General features: G+C 72.9%; 19 protein-coding genes. 10 read left to right on the top strand and 9 right to left on the bottom strand.

Annotated features, from left to right (window positions below):
• The first annotated feature begins 391 nt into the window (after positions 1-391).
• The 5 genes from QWJ13_RS10175 (at position 392) to QWJ13_RS10155 (ending at position 8,960) form a co-directional block, all read left to right on the top strand.
• Positions 392-2,878: a SulP family inorganic anion transporter gene (locus QWJ13_RS10175; protein WP_316522699.1), complete on the top strand. Its 2,487-nt coding sequence runs from the start codon at positions 392-394 to the stop codon at positions 2,876-2,878.
• A gap of 242 nt (positions 2,879-3,120) precedes the next feature.
• A complete protein-coding gene (gene acs, locus QWJ13_RS10170; protein ID WP_316522696.1) occupies positions 3,121-5,079 on the top strand; it encodes an acetate--CoA ligase in 1,959 nt (652 codons plus the stop codon).
• Positions 5,080-5,445: 366 nt separating this feature from the next.
• The gene (gene nhaA, locus QWJ13_RS10165) at positions 5,446-6,924 is read left to right on the top strand and encodes a Na+/H+ antiporter NhaA (RefSeq protein WP_316522693.1); all 1,479 of its coding nucleotides are present in this window, start codon (positions 5,446-5,448) and stop codon (positions 6,922-6,924) included.
• A 290-nt stretch (positions 6,925-7,214) separates the two neighbouring features.
• The gene (locus QWJ13_RS10160; RefSeq protein ID WP_316522690.1) at positions 7,215-7,691 is read left to right on the top strand and encodes a phage holin family protein; all 477 of its coding nucleotides are present in this window, start codon (positions 7,215-7,217) and stop codon (positions 7,689-7,691) included.
• Between the two features lie 144 nt (positions 7,692-7,835).
• The gene (locus tag QWJ13_RS10155) at positions 7,836-8,960 is read left to right on the top strand and encodes an alpha/beta fold hydrolase (protein ID WP_316522688.1); all 1,125 of its coding nucleotides are present in this window, start codon (positions 7,836-7,838) and stop codon (positions 8,958-8,960) included.
• 609 nt (positions 8,961-9,569) lie between these two features.
• Here QWJ13_RS10155 and QWJ13_RS10150 read toward each other — a convergent pair.
• The 4 genes from QWJ13_RS10150 to nth form a co-directional block, all read right to left on the bottom strand.
• A complete protein-coding gene (locus tag QWJ13_RS10150; protein WP_316522686.1) occupies positions 9,570-10,271 on the bottom strand; it encodes a metal-dependent hydrolase in 702 nt (233 codons plus the stop codon).
• Positions 10,272-10,519: 248 nt separating this feature from the next.
• Positions 10,520-11,707 (bottom strand): MarP family serine protease, encoded by a 1,188-nt coding sequence (locus QWJ13_RS10145; RefSeq protein ID WP_316522685.1) that lies wholly within the window; start codon positions 11,705-11,707, stop codon positions 10,520-10,522.
• A gap of 46 nt (positions 11,708-11,753) precedes the next feature.
• Entirely contained in the window at positions 11,754-12,527 is a 774-nt protein-coding gene (locus QWJ13_RS10140) for an NUDIX hydrolase (RefSeq protein WP_316522683.1), read from the bottom strand.
• 11 nt (positions 12,528-12,538) lie between these two features.
• The gene (gene nth, locus QWJ13_RS10135; protein ID WP_432277475.1) at positions 12,539-13,417 is read right to left on the bottom strand and encodes an endonuclease III; all 879 of its coding nucleotides are present in this window, start codon (positions 13,415-13,417) and stop codon (positions 12,539-12,541) included.
• A 123-nt stretch (positions 13,418-13,540) separates the two neighbouring features.
• Here nth and QWJ13_RS10130 point away from each other — a divergent pair, with 123 nt between their 5' ends.
• From QWJ13_RS10130 to QWJ13_RS10120, 3 genes are all read left to right on the top strand, one after another.
• Positions 13,541-13,834: a response regulator gene (locus QWJ13_RS10130; RefSeq protein ID WP_316522682.1), complete on the top strand. Its 294-nt coding sequence runs from the start codon at positions 13,541-13,543 to the stop codon at positions 13,832-13,834.
• 30 nt (positions 13,835-13,864) lie between these two features.
• On the top strand, positions 13,865-14,653 hold the full coding sequence (locus QWJ13_RS10125) for an alpha/beta fold hydrolase (RefSeq protein ID WP_316522680.1): 789 nt from the start codon (positions 13,865-13,867) through the stop codon (positions 14,651-14,653).
• Positions 14,654-14,922: 269 nt separating this feature from the next.
• Positions 14,923-15,597 carry a Crp/Fnr family transcriptional regulator gene (locus QWJ13_RS10120; RefSeq protein ID WP_030288117.1) on the top strand — a complete coding sequence of 225 codons (675 nt, stop codon included), beginning with the start codon at positions 14,923-14,925 and terminating at the stop codon, positions 15,595-15,597.
• Positions 15,598-15,679: 82 nt separating this feature from the next.
• Here the strand turns inward: QWJ13_RS10120 and QWJ13_RS10115 are convergent, their stop codons facing one another.
• The 5 genes from QWJ13_RS10115 to sp36 all read right to left on the bottom strand — a co-directional run bounded on the left by QWJ13_RS10115 (position 15,680) and on the right by sp36 (position 18,428).
• Positions 15,680-16,513, bottom strand: coding sequence for an MBL fold metallo-hydrolase (locus QWJ13_RS10115; protein ID WP_316522671.1), 834 nt, complete (start codon positions 16,511-16,513; stop codon positions 15,680-15,682).
• Positions 16,510-16,683, bottom strand: a complete 174-nt coding sequence (locus tag QWJ13_RS10110; protein ID WP_316522670.1) for a hypothetical protein — start codon at positions 16,681-16,683, stop codon at positions 16,510-16,512. The genes QWJ13_RS10115 and QWJ13_RS10110 overlap by 4 nt, the downstream gene beginning before the upstream one ends.
• Positions 16,684-16,835: 152 nt before the next feature.
• Positions 16,836-17,702: an NUDIX hydrolase gene (locus tag QWJ13_RS10105; protein WP_316522669.1), complete on the bottom strand. Its 867-nt coding sequence runs from the start codon at positions 17,700-17,702 to the stop codon at positions 16,836-16,838.
• A 103-nt stretch (positions 17,703-17,805) separates the two neighbouring features.
• The gene (locus QWJ13_RS10100) at positions 17,806-18,273 is read right to left on the bottom strand and encodes a RidA family protein (RefSeq protein WP_316522667.1); all 468 of its coding nucleotides are present in this window, start codon (positions 18,271-18,273) and stop codon (positions 17,806-17,808) included.
• Entirely contained in the window at positions 18,270-18,428 is a 159-nt protein-coding gene (gene sp36 / locus QWJ13_RS10095) for a Sp36 family protein (RefSeq protein ID WP_316522665.1), read from the bottom strand. The genes QWJ13_RS10100 and sp36 overlap by 4 nt, the downstream gene beginning before the upstream one ends.
• A 233-nt stretch (positions 18,429-18,661) precedes the next feature.
• On the opposite strand from sp36, the gene bagA reads away from it, so the two are divergent.
• Complete coding sequence (bagA, locus tag QWJ13_RS10090; protein WP_316522663.1) at positions 18,662-19,735, top strand: ATPase BagA; 1,074 nt, start codon at positions 18,662-18,664, stop codon at positions 19,733-19,735.
• Positions 19,732-20,901, top strand: a complete 1,170-nt coding sequence (bagB, locus tag QWJ13_RS10085) for an ATPase BagB (protein WP_316522660.1) — start codon at positions 19,732-19,734, stop codon at positions 20,899-20,901. The genes bagA and bagB overlap by 4 nt, the downstream gene beginning before the upstream one ends.
• The last annotated feature ends 27 nt before the right edge of the window (positions 20,902-20,928 follow it).

The raw sequence follows: 20,928 nt of genomic DNA, 5'->3' as shown, positions 1-20,928 counted from the left end.
TCGCCGCGTCCGGCCCCGCCCCTCGAAGGTCCGCCCACCCGGCCCGACCGCCGCCGCAGCAGATTCCCGACGGTTCGGCCACCGCCCATTGGAGTGAACCCCGGGGTTTTCCGCTTCCCTCCCGCAACCACGCTGTGCAAAGCTTTCATTACCCTCGGTTTACCGAGTCTTGATGGTTCGCTCGGCGGCCCTCAGCGAGACGTCCCGCACCTCGCCCAAGCCCCGGCGGGCCCGATGGTCCACGCCGGCCGGTGAAACCCGCACTCCCCGCCGCGCCCACGCCATCCCGCCACACTGTCGCGCCCCCACACACAGCCGTCCGCCCGGAGCCCCGCTCCGGACTCAGCGCCGGACCTGACTGCGTTCGCTCCCCCGGACAGACGGGAAGACAATGCCCCTCGACATCTCCAGCGCCCCCATCGCCTCCGACACCACCGACCACGCACCGCCCTGCTCGGGCACCCGGGTCCGCTGGGCCCAGGACGTCTCCTCCTCCCTCGTGGTCTTCCTCATCGCCGTGCCGTTCTCCCTCGGCATCGCGCTCGCCACCGGCGCCCCGCTCACCGCCGGTCTGGCCGCCGCGGCGGTGGGTGGGATCGTGGTCGGGCTGTGCGGAGGCACACCGCTCCAGGTCAGCGGCCCCTCGGCCGCACTGACGGTGGTCACCGCCGGACTGGTCGCCCAGTACGGCTGGCAGGCCACCTGCGCCATCACCGCCGCCGCAGGCCTGCTCCAACTCCTGCTCGGCGCACGCCGGGTGGCCCGGACGGCGCTCGCCGTCTCCCCCGCGATCGTGCACGGCATGCTGGCCGGAGTCGGACTCACCATCGCGATCGCGCAGCTGCACGTCGTCCTCGGTGGCTCACCGCAGAGCTCCGCGATCGCCAATCTGCTTGCCCTGCCAGGACAGTTGGCCGTTCCACACCCACCCGCGCTGCTGGCCGGGGCGGTGACGGTGACCATCCTGATCGGCTGGCCCCGGCTCGGCCGACTCCCGGGCCGGGCAGGCGAGTTCGGCGCCCGGCTGGGCAAGGCGCCCGGCCCGCTGGTCGGCGTCGCGCTGGCCACCGCCCTCGTGTTCGCCCTGGACCTACGGCTCGCCCGTATCGAACTGCCGGACTGGCGGCCGCAGGTGTTCCTGCCCGCCCTGCCGCACGGCCCGCTCCTCGGACTGCTCGCGGCCGTCCTCACCGTCACCGCCGTCGCCAGTGCGGAGTCGCTGCTGTCCGCCGTCGCGATCGACCGGATGTCCCGGCGCACCGGCGACCTCGACCGCGAACTGCGCGGCCAAGGTCTGGCCAACCTGGTGAGCGGGCTGGTCGGCGGACTGCCGATCGCCGGCGGCGCCGTACGCAGCACCGCCAATGTGCGGGCCGGCGGCCAGACCAGGTGGGCCTCGGTGCTGCACGGCGTCTGGGTGCTGGCCGCCGCACTCGCGCTGACCGGCGGGCTGCACCGGATCCCGCTGGCCGCGCTCGCCGCGCTGGTGCTGGTGATCGGGCTGCACATGGTGAGCTTCGCGCACATCCGCAAGGTGCACCGGCACCGCGAGTTCCCCGTCTACCTGATCACCGTGCTCGGCGTGGTGGCCGCCGGCGTGCTGTGGGGCGTCGCGATCGGCGCCGGCACCGCCGCGCTGCTCGCCCTCTACCGGCTGACCCGCGCCCATGTGGACGTCGTGACCGGCCCCGACGGCACGGTCACCGTCCAGACCCACGGCCCGCTCGCCTTCACCACCGTGCCTCGGCTCGGTCGGGCGCTCGCCGGCATCCCGGCCGGGGCCGAGGTCACCGTGGTCCACGATGGCACCTTCCTGGACCACGCCGCCTACGAGACCCTGCACACCTGGCGGGCCGGGCACCAGGAAGCGGGCGGCCGGGTCTGGATGGTGACGCGGCGCCAGGACGACGAGGTGCTCGACCCGGACGGCACGGTGCATGCGGGCAGTTCACCTGGCGCGCACCGCTGCCGGGCCTGGACGCCTTGGGTCGGCCACCACTGCATCGAGCAGCAGGAGGACCCGCACGGCCGACTGCTGGACGGCGTCCGGGTGTTCCAGCGGCACACCGCCCCGCTGATCAGGCCGGAGCTCGCCCGGCTGGCCCGGGAGGGGCAGACGCCTTCCCAACTCTTCCTGACCTGCGCGGACTCCCGGATGGTCACCAGCATGATCACCAACAGCGGTCCGGGAGACCTGTTCACCGTGCGCAACGTGGGCAACCTGGTGCCGGCCCCGTACGAACCCGGTGCGGCGGACGACTCGGTGGCCGCCGCGGTGCAGTACGCGGTCGAGGTGCTGGAGGTGCGTTCGATCACGGTCTGCGGCCACTCCGGCTGCGGCGCGATGCAGGCCCTGTTGGACGGAGTGCACGAGCGCCCCGGGCAGCCCACCCCGCTGGCCCGCTGGCTGCGCAACGGCCGCGGCTCGCTGGACCGGCTCCGCCGGGTCCCGGCGGAGTTCGCCGGCCGGCCCGCGGTGGACGTCGTGGAGCAGCTCTGCATCACCAACGTGGTCCAGCAATTGGACCAGCTGATGGCGAACCCGGCGGTGGAACGCCGGGTCGAGGCGGGCACCCTGCGACTGGTCGGCATGTACTTCGACTTCGCGACGGCGCAGGCCTACGTCCTGGACCGGGCCGCCGGAACGTTCAGCCCGGTCGAAGCCCGCGTCGAAGCCCGCGTCGACGACCGCGTCAAGGCCCGCGGCGGGAAACGCACCGACGAGACCGACGAGACCGGCAAAATCAAACACAACGCCGAGCTCTCCCGCCGGACCGGCCCCGATGCCCGACCCGGCCGGACATCGGCCGAACGGGTGAATGAGGACGCACAGGTGCCGGCCGGAGGCAGCGAGGAGGACCCTCAAGTGGCCGCCTGAGAGTCGGGCCCGTGCCCCCGTCAGGCGGGTTGGGGCATGGGCCCACCCACCCTCGTACGACCCTCCGGCCCACCGTCGCGAACCATGCCGGAGGCCGACCGGCCGCCGATCAAAGGTCTACACCAATTCACAGGAGCCTCTTGTCAACTGCCCCGTTCGCCTGGTGAGCTGTGCGCTGGGACACACGGGACAATCCCCACGCACGGGATCGCCCCCGATCATGACTCGATGAGGAGTGCGCGTTGAGCAACGAGAGCCTGGCCAACCTGCTCAAGGAGGAGCGGCGCTTCGCCCCGCCGGCAGAGCTCGCCGCAGCCGCCAACGTCACCGCGGCCGCGTACGCGCAGGCCTCCGAGGACCGTCTGGGCTTCTGGGCCGAGCAGGCCCGTCGCCTCACCTGGGCCGTCGAGCCGACCGAGACGCTCGACTGGTCCAACCCGCCCTTCGCCAAGTGGTTCGCCGACGGCAAGCTCAACGTCGCGTACAACTGCGTCGACCGCCACGTGGAGAACGGCCTGGGCGACCGGGTCGCCATCCACTTCGAGGGCGAGCCCGGCGACGGCCGCTCGATCACCTACGCCCAGCTCAAGGACGAGGTCTCGCAGGCCGCCAACGCGCTGCTGGAGCTCGGCGTGCGCAAGGGCGACCGGGTCGCCGTCTACCTGCCGATGATCGCCGAGGCGGTCGTCGCGATGCTCGCCTGCGCCCGGATCGGCGCCACCCACTCGGTGGTCTTCGGCGGCTTCTCCTCCGATGCCGTCGCCTCCCGCATCCAGGACGCCCAGGCCAAGCTCGTCATCACCGCCGACGGCGGCTACCGACGTGGCAAGCCCTCCGCCCTGAAGCCGGCCATCGACGAGGCGCTCACCAAGGTCGACGGCGTCGAGCACGTCCTGGTGATCCGCCGCACCGAGCAGGACATCCCGTGGACCGAGGGCCGCGACGTCTGGTGGCACGAGATCACCGCGCGCCAGTCCACCGAGCACACCCCCGAGGCGCACGACGCCGAGCACCCGCTGTTCATCCTCTACACCTCGGGCACCACCGGTAAGCCCAAGGGCATCCTGCACACCTCGGGCGGCTACCTCACCCAGGCCAGCTACACCCACCACGCCGTCTTCGACCTCAAGCCGGAGACCGACGTCTACTGGTGCACCGCCGACATCGGCTGGGTCACCGGCCACTCGTACATCGTCTACGGCCCGCTCTCCAACGGCGCCACCCAGGTCATCTACGAGGGCACCCCGGACACCCCGCACCAGGGTCGCTTCTGGGAGATCGTCCAGAAGTACGGCGTGACCATCCTCTACACCGCGCCGACCGCGATCCGCACCTTCATGAAGTGGGGCGACGACATCCCCGCGAAGTTCGACCTGTCCTCGCTGCGGGTGCTGGGCAGCGTCGGCGAGCCGATCAACCCCGAGGCCTGGATCTGGTACCGCGAGCACATCGGCGGCGGCACCTGCCCGATCGTGGACACCTGGTGGCAGACCGAGACCGGCGCCATCATGATCAGCCCGCTGCCGGGCGTCACCGAGACCAAGCCGGGCTCGGCCCAGCGCGCCCTGCCGGGCATCGCCGCCACCGTGATGGACGACGAGGGCAACGAGGTGCCGAACGGCTCCGGCGGCTACCTGGTGCTCACCGAGCCGTGGCCGTCCATGCTCCGCACCATCTGGGGCGACGACCAGCGCTACATCGACACCTACTGGTCGCGCTTCGAGGGCCGCTACTTCGCCGGTGACGGCGCCAAGAAGGACGATGACGGGGACATCTGGCTGCTCGGCCGGGTGGACGACGTCATGCTCGTCTCGGGTCACAACATCTCCACCACCGAGGTCGAGTCGGCCCTGGTCGGCCACCCGTCGGTGGCCGAGTCCGCGGTCGTCGGCGCCACCGACGCCACCACCGGCCAGGCCATCGTCGCCTTCGTGATCCTGCGCGGCGGCGTCACCGAGACCCCCGAGCTGGTCGACGAGCTGCGGGCGCACGTCGGCCGCACGCTCGGCCCGATCGCCAAGCCGAAGCAGATCAAGGTGGTCGGCGAGCTGCCGAAGACCCGCTCCGGCAAGATCATGCGCCGTCTGCTGCGCGACATCGCCGAGGGCCGCGAGGTCGGTGACACCACCACCCTGGCCGACAGCACGGTGATGAGCCAGATCCAGTCCCAGCTGCCGTCCTCGGACAACGGCAACGGCTGAACGAACAACAACGGCTGAACCCACCGAGGCCGAACCACCGAACCACCGAAACAGCTGAACAGCTGAACAGCTGAACAGCTGAACAGCTGAACAACGGCTGTGCCCCGGGCGGCGACCACCGCCCGGGGCACAGCCGTCTGCGTTCGGGCACTCGGGCCACTGCTCCTTCGAGGTGCAGTCCCGACCCGCAGGGTTTAAGTCCTTGAATAGGACAATCCGGATGTCACCCGAACTCCCGTTAGACTGTTAGGGACGCATCAAGATCCCTTGACGGGACCCGCGGGCGTCACAGGGCGCGCCGGGAAGTCTGGTCGGCAACTGCACCACCCGTGCATCCGTTGCCGCTCCCAGCCCCAGGAGGTCCACGTGACCGACCAGCCGCCCGTTCACGAGCCGACGACCCGCCGCCGGCAGTTCTTCGGCCGGTTGTCACTGCCCGAGCGCACCTTCATCGCCGACGCGCTGCGTACCGAGACGGTCGGCGGCATGCTGCTGCTGGGCGCCGCCGCCATCGCGCTGATCTGGGCCAACGTCTGGCCCGACGCGTACCGGAGCATGCTCGACTACACCGTCGGCCCCTCCGCCCCTCTGCACCTCGACCTCTCCCTGGCCACTTGGGCCAAGGACGGCCTGTTGGCGATCTTCTTCTTCGTCGCCGGGATCGAGCTCAAACGCGAGTTCGTCGCGGGTGAGCTGCGCACGCCCAGCGCCGCGCTGCTGCCCGTGATCGCCGCCGTCTGCGGGGTCGCGCTGCCCGCGATCCTCTTCGCCCTGGTGAACTCCGGCGGCGGCGGGCACCCCGGCGGCTGGGCGATACCGACCGCCACCGACATCGCCTTCGCCCTCGGCGTGCTGGCCGTGGTCGGCAGCCACCTGCCGTCCGCCCTGCGCGCCTTCCTGCTCACCCTCGCGGTGGTCGACGACCTGATCGCGATCCTGATCATCGCGATCTTCTACAGCCACGGCATCAAGTTCTGGGCGCTCGGTCTGGCCTTCGCCGGGCTGGTGCTGTTCTGGTTCCTGCACCGGCGCGGCGTCCACGGCTGGTACCTCTTCGTGCCGCTGGCCGTGGTGACCTGGGCGCTGATGCACGAGAGCGGCATCCACGCCACCGTGGCGGGCGTCGCGATGGGCCTGATGCTGCGCTGCCACCGGGAGGGCGACGAGCAGCACTCCCCCGGCGAGCACATCGAGCACCTGGTCCGCCCGTTCTCGGCCGGTCTGGCCGTCCCGCTGTTCGCGCTGTTCTCGGCCGGGGTGGCGATATCCGGTCCGACGCTACGCGAGGTGTTCACCCAGGCCACCCCGATCGGCATCGTGGTCGGTCTGCTGGTCGGCAAGTCGGTGGGCGTGTTCGGCGGTACCTGGCTGACCGCCCGGTACACCAGGGCCGAACTGAACCCGCAGCTCAAGTGGGCGGACATGGTGGCCGTCTCGGTGCTGGCGGGCATCGGCTTCACCGTGTCGCTGCTGATCAGCGAACTGGCCTTCCCGGGGGACCCGACGCTCGCCTCCCGGGCCAAGACCGCCGTCCTGCTCGGCTCGCTGATCTGCGCGACGGTCGCCACCGTGCTGCTGAAGCTGCGCAACCGGCACTACCGCGCGCTGTGCGAGGAGGAGGACCGCGACGTGGACGGGGACGGCGTGCCGGACGTCTACCAGGCGGACGACCCGGCCTGGCGGGCGAGGGTCGGCGAGGCGGCCCGCCCGCTGCCCGGCGAGCACCCCGACCACAGCTCCCGCCGTCACCCCCACTCCGGCCCCGGCCCCGGCCCCCACTCCGGCCCCGACCCCGACCCCGAGTCCGAGTCCGGCGGCCCGGACCGGTCCGGACGCCGCGCCTGAGCCGCCCCGAAGAGGCCCCGCAGGAAAACCCCGGCAGGTCCCGCAGGACTCCTGAGCGACTCCCGAGCGACTCCCGAGCGACTCCCGAGGGGCCTCCCCGAGGCCCTCCCCCAAGACCCCGACCACCGGGACACGTCCCTCCGGCGGGGCCCCGGAGTGGTGTCCGACTGGCCGGTAGGGGCATGATTCTGAGCTGTCGACAACCCCCAGACGCCTCCGGACCCCCACCGGACCCGGAACCGCACACCCGCGGCGGCGTCACGCCGTACAGCCGCAGAGGAGAACCGCTGATGCCCGCAGGAGCCGCAGACCCGTCCAGCAACGGCCGGGCGCCCTACGAGGGCGAGCGTTCGGTGGGGCAGCTGTTCGCGGCGGCCACCGCCGACCTGTCCGCGCTGGTCCACGACGAGATCGCGCTCGCCAAGGCCGAGATCCGGGCGGACGTCAAGCGCGGCGTCTCCGGCGGTGTCTCGCTGATCGTCGCCGGCGTGGTGGCGCTGTTCTCCATCCCGATGCTGAGCGCCGCGGCGGCCTTCGGCATCCACGCGCTGGGCCTGTCGCTGGGCTGGTCCTTCCTGATCGTGGCCGGCGCCTACCTGCTGCTCGCGGTGCTGCTCGGCATGCTGGCCTGGCGTTCGTTCAAGAAGATCGAGAAGCCGGTCCGCACCATCGAGGGCGCCCAGAAGACCGCCGAGGTGCTGAAGAACGCCCGGCCGCGCCCGGCCACCCAGGAGGAGATCGACCGGGCCTTCGGCCGCATCCCGTAAGCAGCACTCCCCAAGAACTCGCCGAGAGAACTCACCAAGAGAACTCACGGGCAGAAGTCACCGACAGAAGTCGGCGGGCACCCGGACCCGCCGACAACGAGTGCCGGGCACATGTCCGGCACTCGGATGTGACACGCTCTCGGTATGCCGCTTGACCAGAAGCCCGTGCCCGCGCAGCCGTCCGCCGATTCCGGCCCCGACTCCGGCGCCGGCCTCACCCCTGAAGGCCCCGACGGCCCCGGAGCCCTCACAGGCCCCGCCGCCGCCCCCGAGGGCCCCGAGGGCCCCGAGAGGGAGCCTCAGGGGGAGTCCGAGCGGGAACCCGTCGAAGCGGCCTCCGACGCGGCCTCGACGGCGGGCGGCGAGGCCGCCTGGGACATCCGGCAGCCCGGCCCGTGGACGCACCGCGACCTCGCGGCCAACGGCGCCCGCTTCCACATCGCCGAGCTGGGCTCCGGCCCGCTGGTGCTGCTGGTGCACGGCTGGCCCGAGTACTGGTGGGCCTGGCGCCACCAGCTGACCGCCCTCGCCGAGGCCGGCTACCGGGCGGTGGCGCTCGACCTGCGCGGCATCGGCGGCAGCGACCGCACCCCGCGCGGGTACGACCCGGGCAATCTCGCCCTGGACATCACCGGCGTGATCCGCTCGCTCGGCGAGCGCCGGGCCCACCTGGTCGGGCACGCCTCCGGCGGCACGCTGGCCTGGGTCGCGGGCGTGATGCGCCCGTCCGTCATCCAGAGCCTGACCGTGGTCTCCGCCGCGCACCCGAGGGACCTGCGCCGGGCGCTACTGACCGACCGCCGCCAGTTCGCCGCCTTCGAACACGTGCTGGGCTTCCAGCGGCCCTGGATACCGGAACGCCGGCTGGTGGCCGACGACGCCGAGCTCGTCGGCCGCTACCTGGCTTCCTGGACCGGTCCGAACGGCCTGGACGAGACCGCGGTGCACGCGTACCGGCAGGCGATCCAGATCCCCAGCACGGCGCACTGCTCGATCGAGCCGTACCGCTGGCTGCTGCGCTCGATGGCCCGGCCGGACGGCATCCAGTTCGCCCGCCGGATGAAGAAGCCGATCACCGCGCCGACGCTGCACGTCCAGGGCGCGGCGGACCCGGTGCTGCTGTCGCACACCGCACTCGGCGGCGGCGAGTACGTGGCCGCGCCGTACCGCTGGCGGCTGTTGCCGGGGGTCGGGCACTTCCCGCACGAGGAGGCACCGGAGGAGTTCACCGCCGAGCTGCTGGACTGGGTCGGCCGCCACAAGGAGTGACCCGCACCGGGCCCGCCAAGACCGCCCTGGGCCCGCCCAGGGCTGCACCGGGCCCGCCAGGGCTGCACCCGGCCCGCCAAGGCCGCCCCGGGAACGTGACGGGGCTGCGACGGGCCTGCGACGGGGTCAAGACGCCGCGGTGAAGGGGCCGTGACGGAGCCGGACGTGCGACCCGTCGGATGGGGCCTTTGGGCCCAACTCCCTTGAGGTTGAACTCATATGACAACCGCATAGGCCAATTTCGGCGCGCCCTGGGCGGTTACCTCCACCGGCCCAGGGGCATCCCTTCCGGTATGAGTTGGATGCCCGAAAGCGGCGGCGCCTCGCGCGGCCGACGTCACAACAGCCCTCAGCGTTCCGCCCACCGCCCCGACCGGGCGGACGACCTCGGTTTCGACGGTCCCGACGGCCGTCAGCACACGGAGCGGCGGCAGCTCGGCATCCCACGCATCCTCGGCCGGCGCGCCCGCTGGGTGGGCGCACGACTGCGGCGCGAGACCTGAGGCCTCGCGCCGCATCCCCTCGAAGGCGCCGGTCGGTTCGACTTCACCGATCCAGTCCCGATCAACCGGTCGGTTCGACTTCACCGATCCAGCCCCGATCAGCCGCTCAGTTCACGATCGTCGGCGACAGCGCGGTGAACCAGAGCAGGACGAAGGTCGCCACCGACATGAGCGGCACCAGCACCTTGGTCTCCACGCTGTTGCCGCTGCGCTTGATCAGCACGATCTCGTAGCGCTCCTTGTGCGGCCAGAGCAGCGGCGCACCCTTCTTGGTCAGGCAGTCGCCGAGCAGGTGCGCCAGCGTGCCCAGGCCCACCGCGTACGGCAGCCAGCCGGGCGAGTTGGGCATCCAGGTGTTCATGCCGAAGGTGCCGAGCGCGGCCAGGCCGATGACGGTGATCCACGCCTCCGGGCCGTCGCCCGGCGGGCAGAGCCGCAGGGCCCGGATCGCGAGCGCCAGCAGGAAGAAGGTCAGCCCGAGGGTGAAGTTGCGCCCCAGGTAGGTGACGCCGGCCCAGGTGCCGCCGCCCATCAGCGCGACGAACAGCAGCGAGTGGGTGGCGTGCCGGTGGCCGCCGGAGGCCCAGGCCACGAAGCGACAGAGCGCCTTGGAGACCGGGCCGAGGAAGTTGGCGATCGAGCCGTCGTGGTGGTCGAGGTCCGGCAGCAGGGCCGCGCCCGCGCACAGCACCGTGCCCATCAGTATGTCCGCCGGCTGCAAGGTGGTGTGCAGCAGCAGCGGGGGCAGGAAGGGAGCCGATGCCGCGTACAGCATCGCCCCGCTCACCGCGTGCGAGTGACCCATCATCGGACTGCCATGACCTCCTGTCGGGCCCACTCCGGGACGGCGCCCGGTTGAGCCGAACGGGTGAGCGCGGCCGAGGCTACCAGGGCGGCCTGACGGTGCGACGGATATCGGACGGCCCGGCCCAGCGCGTCCCCGGCCGGCCTCCCCCGACGTCCCCGACCGGCCTCCCCCGACGTCCCCGACCGGCCTCCCCGGCCGTCCACGAAGCACCACCGCAAACACCGCCGAGGCCCCCGATGGCGCCCTCGTCAGAGCGCGCACCCCTGGGTGTCCACCCGGCCCGAGGCGGCGCCGCCCCGCTCGACGTCCTCGCGCACCTCCGCCGCGGTCAGCACGTAGCCGGTGTCGGCACTGTCCAGGGACTTGGCGAAGACCACGCCGTACACCTCGCCGTCGGGGGTGAGCAGCGGGCCGCCGCTGTTGCCCTGGCGCACCACCGAGCGCACCGAGTAGACGTCCCGGACCACCTGGCCGCGGTGGTAGATGTCCGGACCGTTGGCCTGGATCCGGCCGCGGATGCGGGCCGGCTGGACGTTGAAGGCGCCGTTCTCCGGGAAGCCGGCCACGATCGCGCTGTCGTTGGTCTTCGCCTCGCCCGCGAAGGCCAGCGCGGGCGCGTTCAGCTTGGGCACGTCCAGGACGGCGATGTCGCGCTGCCAGTCGTAGCGGACCACCGTCGCGTCGTACAGCTGGCCGACGCCGCCGATCTGCACGGTCGGCTCGCTGACCCCGCCGACCACGTGGGCGTTGGTCATCACCCGGTGCGGGGCGAAGACGAAGCCGCTGCCCTCCAGGGTCTTGCCGCAGGAGGTCGCGGTGCCGACCACCTTGACCAGGCTCTGCCGGGCCCGTGCCACCGCCGGGCTGGCGGCCAGCGCGGGGTCGGGGCTGTCGACCTGGGTGATCGGCTCGTGCTCGAAGGGGTTGAAGACCTGCGGGAACCCGTTGCGGGCGAGGACCTTGGAGAAGTCCGAGAACCAGTTCGGCGCGTCGCTGGGCAGCGTGTTCTGCACCCCGCCGAGGACCGCCGAGGAGCGGACCTGCCGGGAGACCGTCGGGAGCGATGCCCCGGCCAGCGCCGAACCGATCAGCCAGGCCACCAGCAGCATCGAGACGACGTTCACCACGGCGCCGCCGCTCGCGTCCAGCACCCGGGCCGGGCGGCGCCCGATGTGCCCGCGCAGCTTCCAGCCGAAGTGCGCGGTGATCGCCTGGCCGATCGCGGCGAGGACGATCACCACCACGACGGCCACCACCGAGGCCGTGGTGCCGGGGCCGATGCGGTCGAGCAGCAGCAGCGGCAGCAGCTCGACGGCCAGCAGGCCGCCGCCGAGGAAGCCGACCAGCGAGAGCACACCGACCACGAAGCCCTGCCGGTAGCCCGACACGGCGAATGCCACGGCCGCGGCGATCAGCAGCACATCCAGGACGTTCACTCCGACACCCTCCCACGGTCCGCGGGCCGGACGCGCCGACGGTCGGTCACGAAGTGCCGGCGTCGCCGCCCGGTAGGACCCGGGAGTGTTCGAGGTCGCCCTGGACCAGGGCCAGCGCGTCGTCCGGGAGGTCGACGATCCGGGACTGGTCCCAGGGCAGCTCCAGGCCGCTGTGGTGCAGCACCCGGTCGATCACCCCGGCCGTGAAGCCCCAGACCAGCCGCCCGGCGACCGTGAAGGCCGGCCCGAGGAGCCCGGACGGCTGGCGCAGCCGCAACCGGTTCGCCGGGTCGGCCAGGTCCGCGACGGGGACCCGGAAGACCGCACCGGTCTCGCCCGCGTCCATCGGGCGCACCGGCGTCTCCTCGCGCCACCAGCCGAGCACCGGGGTCACCACGAAGCGGCTCACCGGGATGTACAGCCGGGGCAGCTCCGCGAACACCTGCACCCCGGCCGGGTCCAGGCCGGTCTCCTCCCAGGCCTCGCGCAGCGCCGCCGCGATCGGGCCGGGGCCGTCCGGGTCACCGTCCTCCGGGTCCAGCGCACCGCCCGGGAAGCCCGGCTGCCCGGCGTGCGAGCGCAGCGAGCGGGCCCGCTCGATCAGCAGCAGGTCCGGCCCGTCCGGCCCCTCGCCGAACAGCATCAGCACGGCGGCCGGGCGGCCGCCCTCGGCCGGCGGCAGGAAACGGCTCAGCTGTTCCGGCAGCACCCGCTGGGCCGCCACCCGGACCGGCTCCAGCCAGTTCGGCAGGCCGTCCAGTTCGATACCCCTCGCGGCTCCCCCGGCGTCCGGCCGGTGGTGTCCCCATCGCTCGCTCATGCGTCCACCGCTCATGCGTCCACCGCCAGATCCGCGACCCGTCCCTGATGGGCGGCGGCGTCCGCGCGGGCGGCGGCCTCCCCGGGGTAGTCGGCGGGCGGCCGCAGCCGCTGTCCGGGCTGACCGCCCATCTCGTACTTCAAGAGCTTGCGTGCCTTCTCCGGATCGGTCTCCCCCTCGCCGTACGAGGGGCAGAGCGGCGCGATCGGGCAGGCGCCGCAGGCGGGCTTGCGGGAATGGCAGATCCGGCGGCCGTGGAAGACCACCCGGTGCGAGAGCATCGTCCACTCCGACTTCGGGAAGATCTCGGCGACGACCGCCTCGACCTTCACCGGGTCTTCCTCGGCTGTCCAGCCGAACCGCCTGGACAGCCGCCCGAAGTGGGTGTCCACCGTGATGCCGGGGACCCCGAAAGCGTTGCCCAGCACGACATTGGCGGTCTTGCGGCCGACGCCGGGCAGGGTCACCAGGTCGTCCAGCCGACCGGGCACCTCGCCGTCGAACTCGTCGCGCAACGCTATCGAGAGGCCGATCAGCGACTTCGCCTTGTTCCGGAAGAAACCGGTCGGCCGGATGACCTCCTCCAGCTCCTCCGGGTTCGCCGCCGCCATGTCCTCCGGCGTCGGGTACTTCGCGAACAGCGCCGGGGTGGTCTGGTTCACCCGCAGGTCGGTGGTCTGCGCCGACAGCACGGTGGCCACCAGCAGTTGGAAGGGGTTCTCGAAGTCCAGCTCCGGATGCGCGTACGGGTACAGCTCCGCCAGCTCGCGGTTGATCCGCCGGGCCCGCCGCACCATCGCCAGGTGCGACTCCGGCTTCTTCGGCTTCACCGCCGCCTTCTTCGCCACCGGCTGCTTCGCCACGGCCTTCCGGACCTTGCTCTCTGCCATGCACGAAGGCTACGCCGACCGGCGGACCCTTCGGAGCCGATCAACCGTGGAAACCGGCCCTGGCAAGGCCTGTTGTCTCATGATGTCCGCCCGTGGCCATCACCTGACAGGGGGAGAGTGCGGATGATCGGGGTCCTGCCGGCCGAGGACATGAGCACGGTGCGCGGCGCGCTGCCGGTCCTCCTCGCGGACGAGGAGGACCTGGAGGTCGTCGCCGACGTGGAGCGCGGGGACGAGGTGGTCCTCGCCGGACAGGTGCGTCCGGCGTACCTGCGCGCCGCCTTCTCCGCCCGTGCGCTCGGTTTCCTCGGGAAGGACGCCCTGTTGACGCTCCGTCCGAACCTCCGCGCGGAAGTTCCGAAAGAAGTTCCGGCCGGAGCGATGAGTTCTGCGGCGCATTCCGGTCTACCTCCATGACCGACTCGTCCGACAGCAAGGAAGAAGCTCATGACCACCGTGGTCTCCACCGACGGCACCGTCCTCGCCTGCTCCGTCACCGGCTCCGGACCGGCGGTCGTCCTGGTCGAAGGCGCGCTGTGCCACCGCAGCACGGGCCCGGGTGCCGCGATCGCCGACCAGTTGGCGGCGCACCACACCGTGTGGACCTACGACCGGCGCGGACGCGGCGGCAGCGGGGACACCGCGCCCTTCGCGGTGGAGCGCGAGATCGAGGACCTGGCCGCCGTGATCGCGGCCGCGGGCGGCTCGGCCCACGTCTTCGCCCACTCCTCGGGCGGCGCGGTCGCGCTGCGGGCCGCCGCCGTGAACGCGGGGGTCACCCGGCTCGCCGTCTACGAGCCGCCGTTCAGCACCACCGAGGAGCAGAGCGAGCGGTTCGGCGGGTACGTCGCCGAGCTGACGGCGGCGCTCGCCGAGGGGCGGCACGGGGACGCCGTCGCCGCCCTGATGGTGTACGCCGGGGCGCCGGCCGAGATGGTGGCGGGGATGCGCGGCGCGCCCGTGTGGCCGCTGTTCGAGGCGGTCGCGCCGACCCTGGCGTACGACGCGGCGGCGCTCGGTGACCTGACCGGCGCGGTCGTCCCGGCCGACTTGCTGGCCACGATCACCGTGCCGACCCTGGTCCTGGACGGCGGCGCCAGCCCGGAGACGCTGCGCGCCCCGGCCCGCGCGGTGGCGGCGGCCGTGCCCGGCGCCGAGCATCGGACGCTGGACGGCCAGACCCACGAGGTCGCGGCCGAAGTGCTGGCTCCGGAGCTGCTCAAGTTCTACGCGTGACAAGCGGCTGACGAGCATCGGCGAGCGCCCGGCGAGCGCCCCGCGAGCGTCTGACGAACGACGGACGAGCGCCTGACGAGCCTCCGAGGGCTCCGGATCACCGGCCCCACCCGGTGACCCGCCGGTACGAATGGCCCCGCACGGCACACCTCGGCACACCCCCTCCTCATATGATCGGAGCGACATGCGCCATGCTTGGTGACGCAGAACACTGATCGAAACTTGCGCCGGACGGCCCACCCGCCGAACGGCCGAGAAGGAGGAAGCACGTGGACGACGTTCTGCGGCGCGCCGCACTCTTCGCGGCACTCGACGACGAACAGGCCGGCGAGCTGCGCGCTTCCATGACCGAGGTCACCCTCGCCCGTGGGGAGTCGCTGTTCCACGAGGGCGACCCGGGCGACCGGCTGTACGTCGTCGCGGAGGGCAAGGTCAAGCTGCACCGCGCCTCGCCGGACGGCCGCGAGAACATGCTGGCCGTGCTCGGCCCCAGCGAGATGATCGGCGAGCTGTCGCTGTTCGACCCGGGCCCGCGCACCGCGACCGCCAGCGCGCTGACCGAGGTCAAGCTGCTGGGCCTCGGCCACGGCGACCTCCAGCCCTGGCTGCACGCCCGCCCTGAGGTCTCCATCGCGCTGCTGCGGGCCATCGCCCGCCGCCTGCGCCGGACCAACGACGTGATGTCCGACCTGGTCTTCTCCGACGTGCCCGGCCGCGTCGCCAAGGCCCTGCTGGACCTCTCCCGCCGCTTCGGCGTGCAGTCCGAGGAGGGCATCCACGTCGCCCACGACCTCACCCAGGAGGAGCTGGCCCAGCTGGTCGGCGCCTCCCGCGAGACGGTCAACAAGGCGCTCGCCGACTTCGCCGGCCGCGGCTGGCTGAAGCTGGAGGCGCGTGCGGTGGTCCTGCTGGACGTCGAGCGGCTGTCGCGCCGCTCGCGCTGACGCCCGGGGCTGACACGCGAAAGCTGACACCCGCAACGCCGAAGGGCCCGTCCTGTCTCGGACGGGCCCTTCGGCGTTGCGGTCAGTCGAGCTCGGGGATCAGCCCGTGCCCCTCCAGGTAGTCCAGCTGGGCCCGTACCGACAGCTCGGCGGCCGGCCAGAGCGCCCGGTCCACGTCGGCGTAGACCCGGGCCACCACTTGGGGCGCGGTCCGGCAGCCCGCCTCGACCGCGGTCTCCACCTGGGCGAGCCGGGCGGCCCGGTGGGCCAGGTAGTAGTCGACGGCGCCGAGCGCGTCCGCGAGCACCGGGCCGTGGCCGGGCAGCACGGTGCGCACGCCGTGCTGGGAGGCCATGGTGTGCAGCCGGCGCAGCGAGTCCAGGTAGTCGCCGAGCCGCCCGTCGGGGTGGGCGACCATCGTGGTGCCGCGGCCGAGCACGGTGTCCCCGGTGAGGATCGCCCCGTCGTCCGGCAGGTGGAAGGTCAGCGAGTCCGAGGTGTGCCCGGGGGTGGCCACCACCCGCAGGTCCAGGCCGCCGACGTCCAGGCGCTGGCCGCCCACCAGGCCCTCCGAGCCCAGCCGGTGCGCCGGGTCCAGGGCCCGTACTTCGGAGCCGGTCAGCTCGGCGAAGCGGGCCGCGCCCTCGGAGTGGTCGGCGTGGCCGTGGGTGAGCAGGGTCAGCGCGATCCGCTGGCCCCGCTCCTCCGCGAGGTCGATCACCCGGCGCAGGTGGCCCTCGTGCAGCGGGCCCGGGTCGATCACCACCGCGAGGTCCGAGCCGGGCTCGGCGAGCAGCCAGGTGTTGGTGCCGTCCAGCGTCATCGGCGACGGGTTCGGTGCCAGCACGCACAGCGCCCGAGGGGTGGCCTCGCCGCCGACGACGGCGGCGGGGTCACCCGGCAGCAGTCCGCTCACCGGCCGCCTCCGCCGTCTCGATGCAGGGTCCGCAGCGGCAGCGCCCGGACGAGGGCGCGCTGCGCCACCTCGACGAACGGGGCCTGGCCGTCGCAGGCGGCGGCACGGGGGATCACGCGGCGGGCGGGCATCTCGGGTGCCGTCCGGCGAGCCACGTCATTGTGAGTCATCGGCGTCGGTCCTCTCTCTGCGGCGGTACGGGTCGGTACGGGTCGGTACAGGTAGGTACGGGGGGTAGGTGCGGGTCGCTACGGAAGCCCTCGCGGATCGTACGTTTCACATGTGTCGTACGTGTCGTACGGGTCGTACGGGTCGTACGGGCTCAGGGTTCCTCGGGGAACTCCCCGTCGATGGTCAGCTCCTCGTAGCCGGGCCAGCGGACCGTCAGCCGGTCCCCGCGGATCTCGGCCCGGCCCAGCACCGGCTCCAGCCGACGGCCGGCGGCCGCGGCCAGGGCCTCGGCGGCGGTCCGCACCGATGACAGCTCGCGCAGCACCGTCACGGTCGGCGGCAGCATGCCGAACCGGCCCTCCCGGTGGCCCCGCACCGCCTCGGCCGGGGTCAGCCAGGCGACCCGGTCGGCCTCGCCGACCTCCAGGGCCGCGCGCTGGCCGGCCGGCAGCGCGGCGACGAAGAACCAGGTGTCGTAGCGCCGGTCCTCGAACTCCGGGGTGATCCAGCGGGCCCAGCCGCCCAGCAGGTCGCTGCGCAGCACCAGGCCGTGGTCGCGGAGGAACTCGGCGAAGGACAGCTCGTGCGCCTCCAGCGCGGCCCGTTCGGCGGACCAGTCGCGCGGCGCGGCGACGCTGTCCGCGTCCGGGCCGGCCAGCAGCACGCCGGCCTCCTCGAAGGTCTCGCGGACGGCCGCGCAGACCACGGCCCGCGCCGTCCGGGCGTCCACCCCGAGCCGCCGTGCCCATTCCTCGGGCGTCGGCCCGGCCCAGCCCGGCTCGACCTCGGCGTCCCGCGGGTCCACCCCGCCGCCCGGGTAGGCGTACATCCCGGCCGCGAAGGCCATCGAGGTGCGCCGGCGCAGCAGGTAGGCCTCCGGCCCCTCGGCGGCGTCGCGCAGCAGCACGACGGTCGCGGCGGGCCGCGGCACCGGCGGGGTCACCGCGCCGGATTCGACCGCCCGGATGCGGGCAGGCCAGCCGGGCGGCATCGGGAGCGTCGTCGCTCGATGGTCCATGCCCGGATGCTAAGCGCACGGAGGCGGGGTTGGACAGGTCCGTCCCCGCCTCCGTGATCACACTCGGTCTGTTCCGGTCGGTCTCAGCCGACCTCGGTCAGTCTCAGGCGGCCTTGACGCGCACCACGAGCTCGACCTCGACCGGCGCGTCCAGCGGCAGCACCGCGACGCCGACGGCGCTGCGGGCATGGGTGCCCGCCTCGCCCAGCACCGTGCCGAGCAGCTCGCTGGCACCGTTGACGACGCCCGGGATGGCGTGGAAGTCGGGGGCGGCGGCGACGAAGCCGACGACCTTGACGACCTGCTCGACCAGGTCGAGGTCACCGACCACCGACTTCACGGCGGCCAGGGCGTTCAGCGCGCAGATCTGCGCGAGATCCTTGGCCTCCTCCGGGGAGACCTCGGCGCCGACCTTGCCGGTGGTCGGCAGCTTGCCGCCGACGACCGGGAGCTGGCCGGAGGTGAACACCAGGTCCCCGCTGCGCAGGGCCGGGACGTACGCGGCGACCGGGGCGGCCACCGGCGGCAGGGTCAGGCCCAGCTCGGCGAGCTTCTCCTCGACCTTGCTCATGCGCTCTTCTCCCGCTTGAAGTAGGCCACCAGGTTCTCCGGGTTGGGGCCGGGCACGATCTGGACGAGCTCCCAGCCGTCCGCGCCGAAGTTGTCCAGGATCTGCTTGGTGGCGTGCACCAGCACGGGCGCCGTCAGGTATTCCCACTTGGTCATGGCCAGACTCTAGACGAGCCGTCGCGGCGATCCGCGCCGCCCGTCGCGAGGCGTGTGAGGTGGAGCACAAAGAGGGCATGATCGGGCCTGGCGGCCCAGGTGCTCCGGGCATCCGGTACGGTCCCTGGTTACCCTCGCGGGAGGGCACCCTGGTCTCGTGGGAGGGCACCCTGGTGAGGGGCGCCCTCGTCAGGAGGGGACGCCCGCAGGACGGAGAGGGACGGAGGCGGAGCGTGGCACGCACCCCCGGCCAGGCGGCCCGGCGCGACCCCGACTGGGAGGGCGTCCGGCTGCACGTGGTCAGCGGCAAGGGCGGCACCGGGAAGACCACGCTGGCCGCGGCGCTGGCACTGGCGCTCGCCGCGGACGGCGGCCGGGTGCTGCTGATCGAGGTGGAGGGCCGGCAGGGCATCGCCGAGCTGTTCGGGATCGCCGCGCTGCCGTACGAGGAGCGCCGGATCGCCTCGGTCTCCCGCACCCAGCTGGGGCTGGCCGCCGGGGAGGGCGGGCCCGGCGAGGTCTTCGCGCTGGCGATCGACACCGAGCAGGCGCTGCTGGAGTACCTGGAGATGTTCTACAAGCTCGGCCGGGCCGGGAAGGCGCTCCAGAAGGTCGGCTTCGTCGACTTCGCCACCACCATCGCGCCCGGCGTGCGGGACGTGCTGCTCACCGGCAAGGCCTGTGAGGCGACCAGGCGCAAGGAGCCGGACGGCCGGCGGCGCTACGACGCGGTGGTGATGGACGCCCCGCCGACCGGTCGGCTGACCCGCTTCCTGAACGTCAACGCCGAGGTCGCCGGACTGGCCCGGATCGGCCCGATACACACCCAGGCGCAGGCCGTGATGCGGGTGCTGAAGTCGCCGGAGACCGCGGTGCACCTGGTCACCCTGCTGGAGGAGATGCCGGTTCAGGAGACGGTCGACGGCATCGAGGAGCTGCGCGAGGCGAAGCTCCCGGTGGGCGGGGTGGTGGTCAACATGGTCCGGCCGCCGGTGCTGGACGCGGCGGCGGTGGCCGCGGTGGACGGGGACCACCGCGAGGAGGTCGCCCTGGCGCTCGGCGAGGCCGGGCTCGGCGGCCGCCCGCGCACCGCGGAGAAGGTCCGGGCGGCGGTGGAGCCGCTGCTCGACCCGCTGCTGGAGCAGGCCAGGGAGCACGCCGAGCGGGTCGAGCTGGAGCGCGCCCAGCGCGCCGACATCCAGCAGCTGCGGCTCCCGACGTACGAACTCCCGCTGCTGGGCGAGGGCGTGGACCTCGGCGGGCTGTACCGGCTGGCGGGCGAACTGAAGCGGCAGGGGGCGGCATGACCTCGAACGGGGTGCGGAGCACCGGGAAGCGGCTCGCGGTGGACGAGCTGATCGACGACCCGAAGACCAGGATCATCGTCTGCTGCGGGTCCGGCGGCGTCGGCAAGACCACCACTGCCGCGGCGCTCGGCCTGCGGGCGGCCGAGCGCGGCCGCAAGGTCGTGGTGCTGACCATCGACCCGGCCCGCCGGCTCGCCCAGTCGATGGGCCTGACCGAGCTCGACAACACCCCGCGGGTGGTCAAGGGGGTCTCCGGCGAGGGGGAACTCCAGGCCATGATGCTGGACATGAAGCGGACCTTCGACGAGGTCGTGCTGGCCCACGCCGAGCCCGCCCGGGCTCGGGCGATCATGGAGAACCCCTTCTACCAGTCCCTGTCGGCCGGCTTCGCGGGCACCCAGGAGTACATGGCGATGGAGAAGCTCGGGCAGCTGCGCGCCGCCGAGGAGTGGGACCTGATCGTCGTGGACACCCCGCCGTCCCGCTCGGCGCTGGACTTCCTGGACGCCCCCAACCGGCTCGGGTCCTTCCTGGACGGCCGGGTGATCCGGATCCTGACCGCCCCGGCCAAGGTCGGCGGACGCAGCGCGATGCGCTTCCTGAACGCCGGGATGGGCCTGCTCACCGGCACCCTGGGCAAGATCTTCGGCGCCCAACTCCTCACCGACGTACAGACCTTCGTCAGCGCGATGGACTCGATGTTCGGCGGCTTCCGCGAGCGCGCGGACCGCACCTACCAGCTGCTCAAGGCGCCGGGCACGGCGTTCCTGGTGGTGGCCGCGCCGGAGCGGGACGCGCTGCGCGAGGCGGCGTACTTCGTGGACCGGCTCGCCGCGGACCGGATGCCGCTGGCCGGACTGGTGCTCAACCGGGTGCACGACACGGGAGCACCACAGCTCACCGCGGAGCGAGCGCTGGCGGCGGCCGAGGCCTTGGAGGAGAACGGCTCGGAGCACGCCTCGCCCGAGGCGGAGCTGCTCGCGGCCGGGCTGCTGCGCCTGCACGCCGAGCGGATGCAGATCATGGGGCGCGAACGCCGTACCCGCGACCGCTTCGTCTCGGTGTATCCGGACGTGCCGATCGTGGAGGTGCCGGCGTTGCCGGGCGACGTGCACGACCTGGACGGACTGCGGGCGATCGGGGACCGGCTCAACGGCGCGGTGTAGTCCGTGCCCGCGGGGCCGACCGGCCCT

It is taken from the genome of Kitasatospora brasiliensis, assembly GCF_032654805.1.
GTDB classification, from domain to species: Bacteria; Actinomycetota; Actinomycetes; order Streptomycetales; family Streptomycetaceae; genus Kitasatospora; species Kitasatospora brasiliensis.
This window is presented reverse-complemented; position numbering and strand designations above follow the sequence as displayed.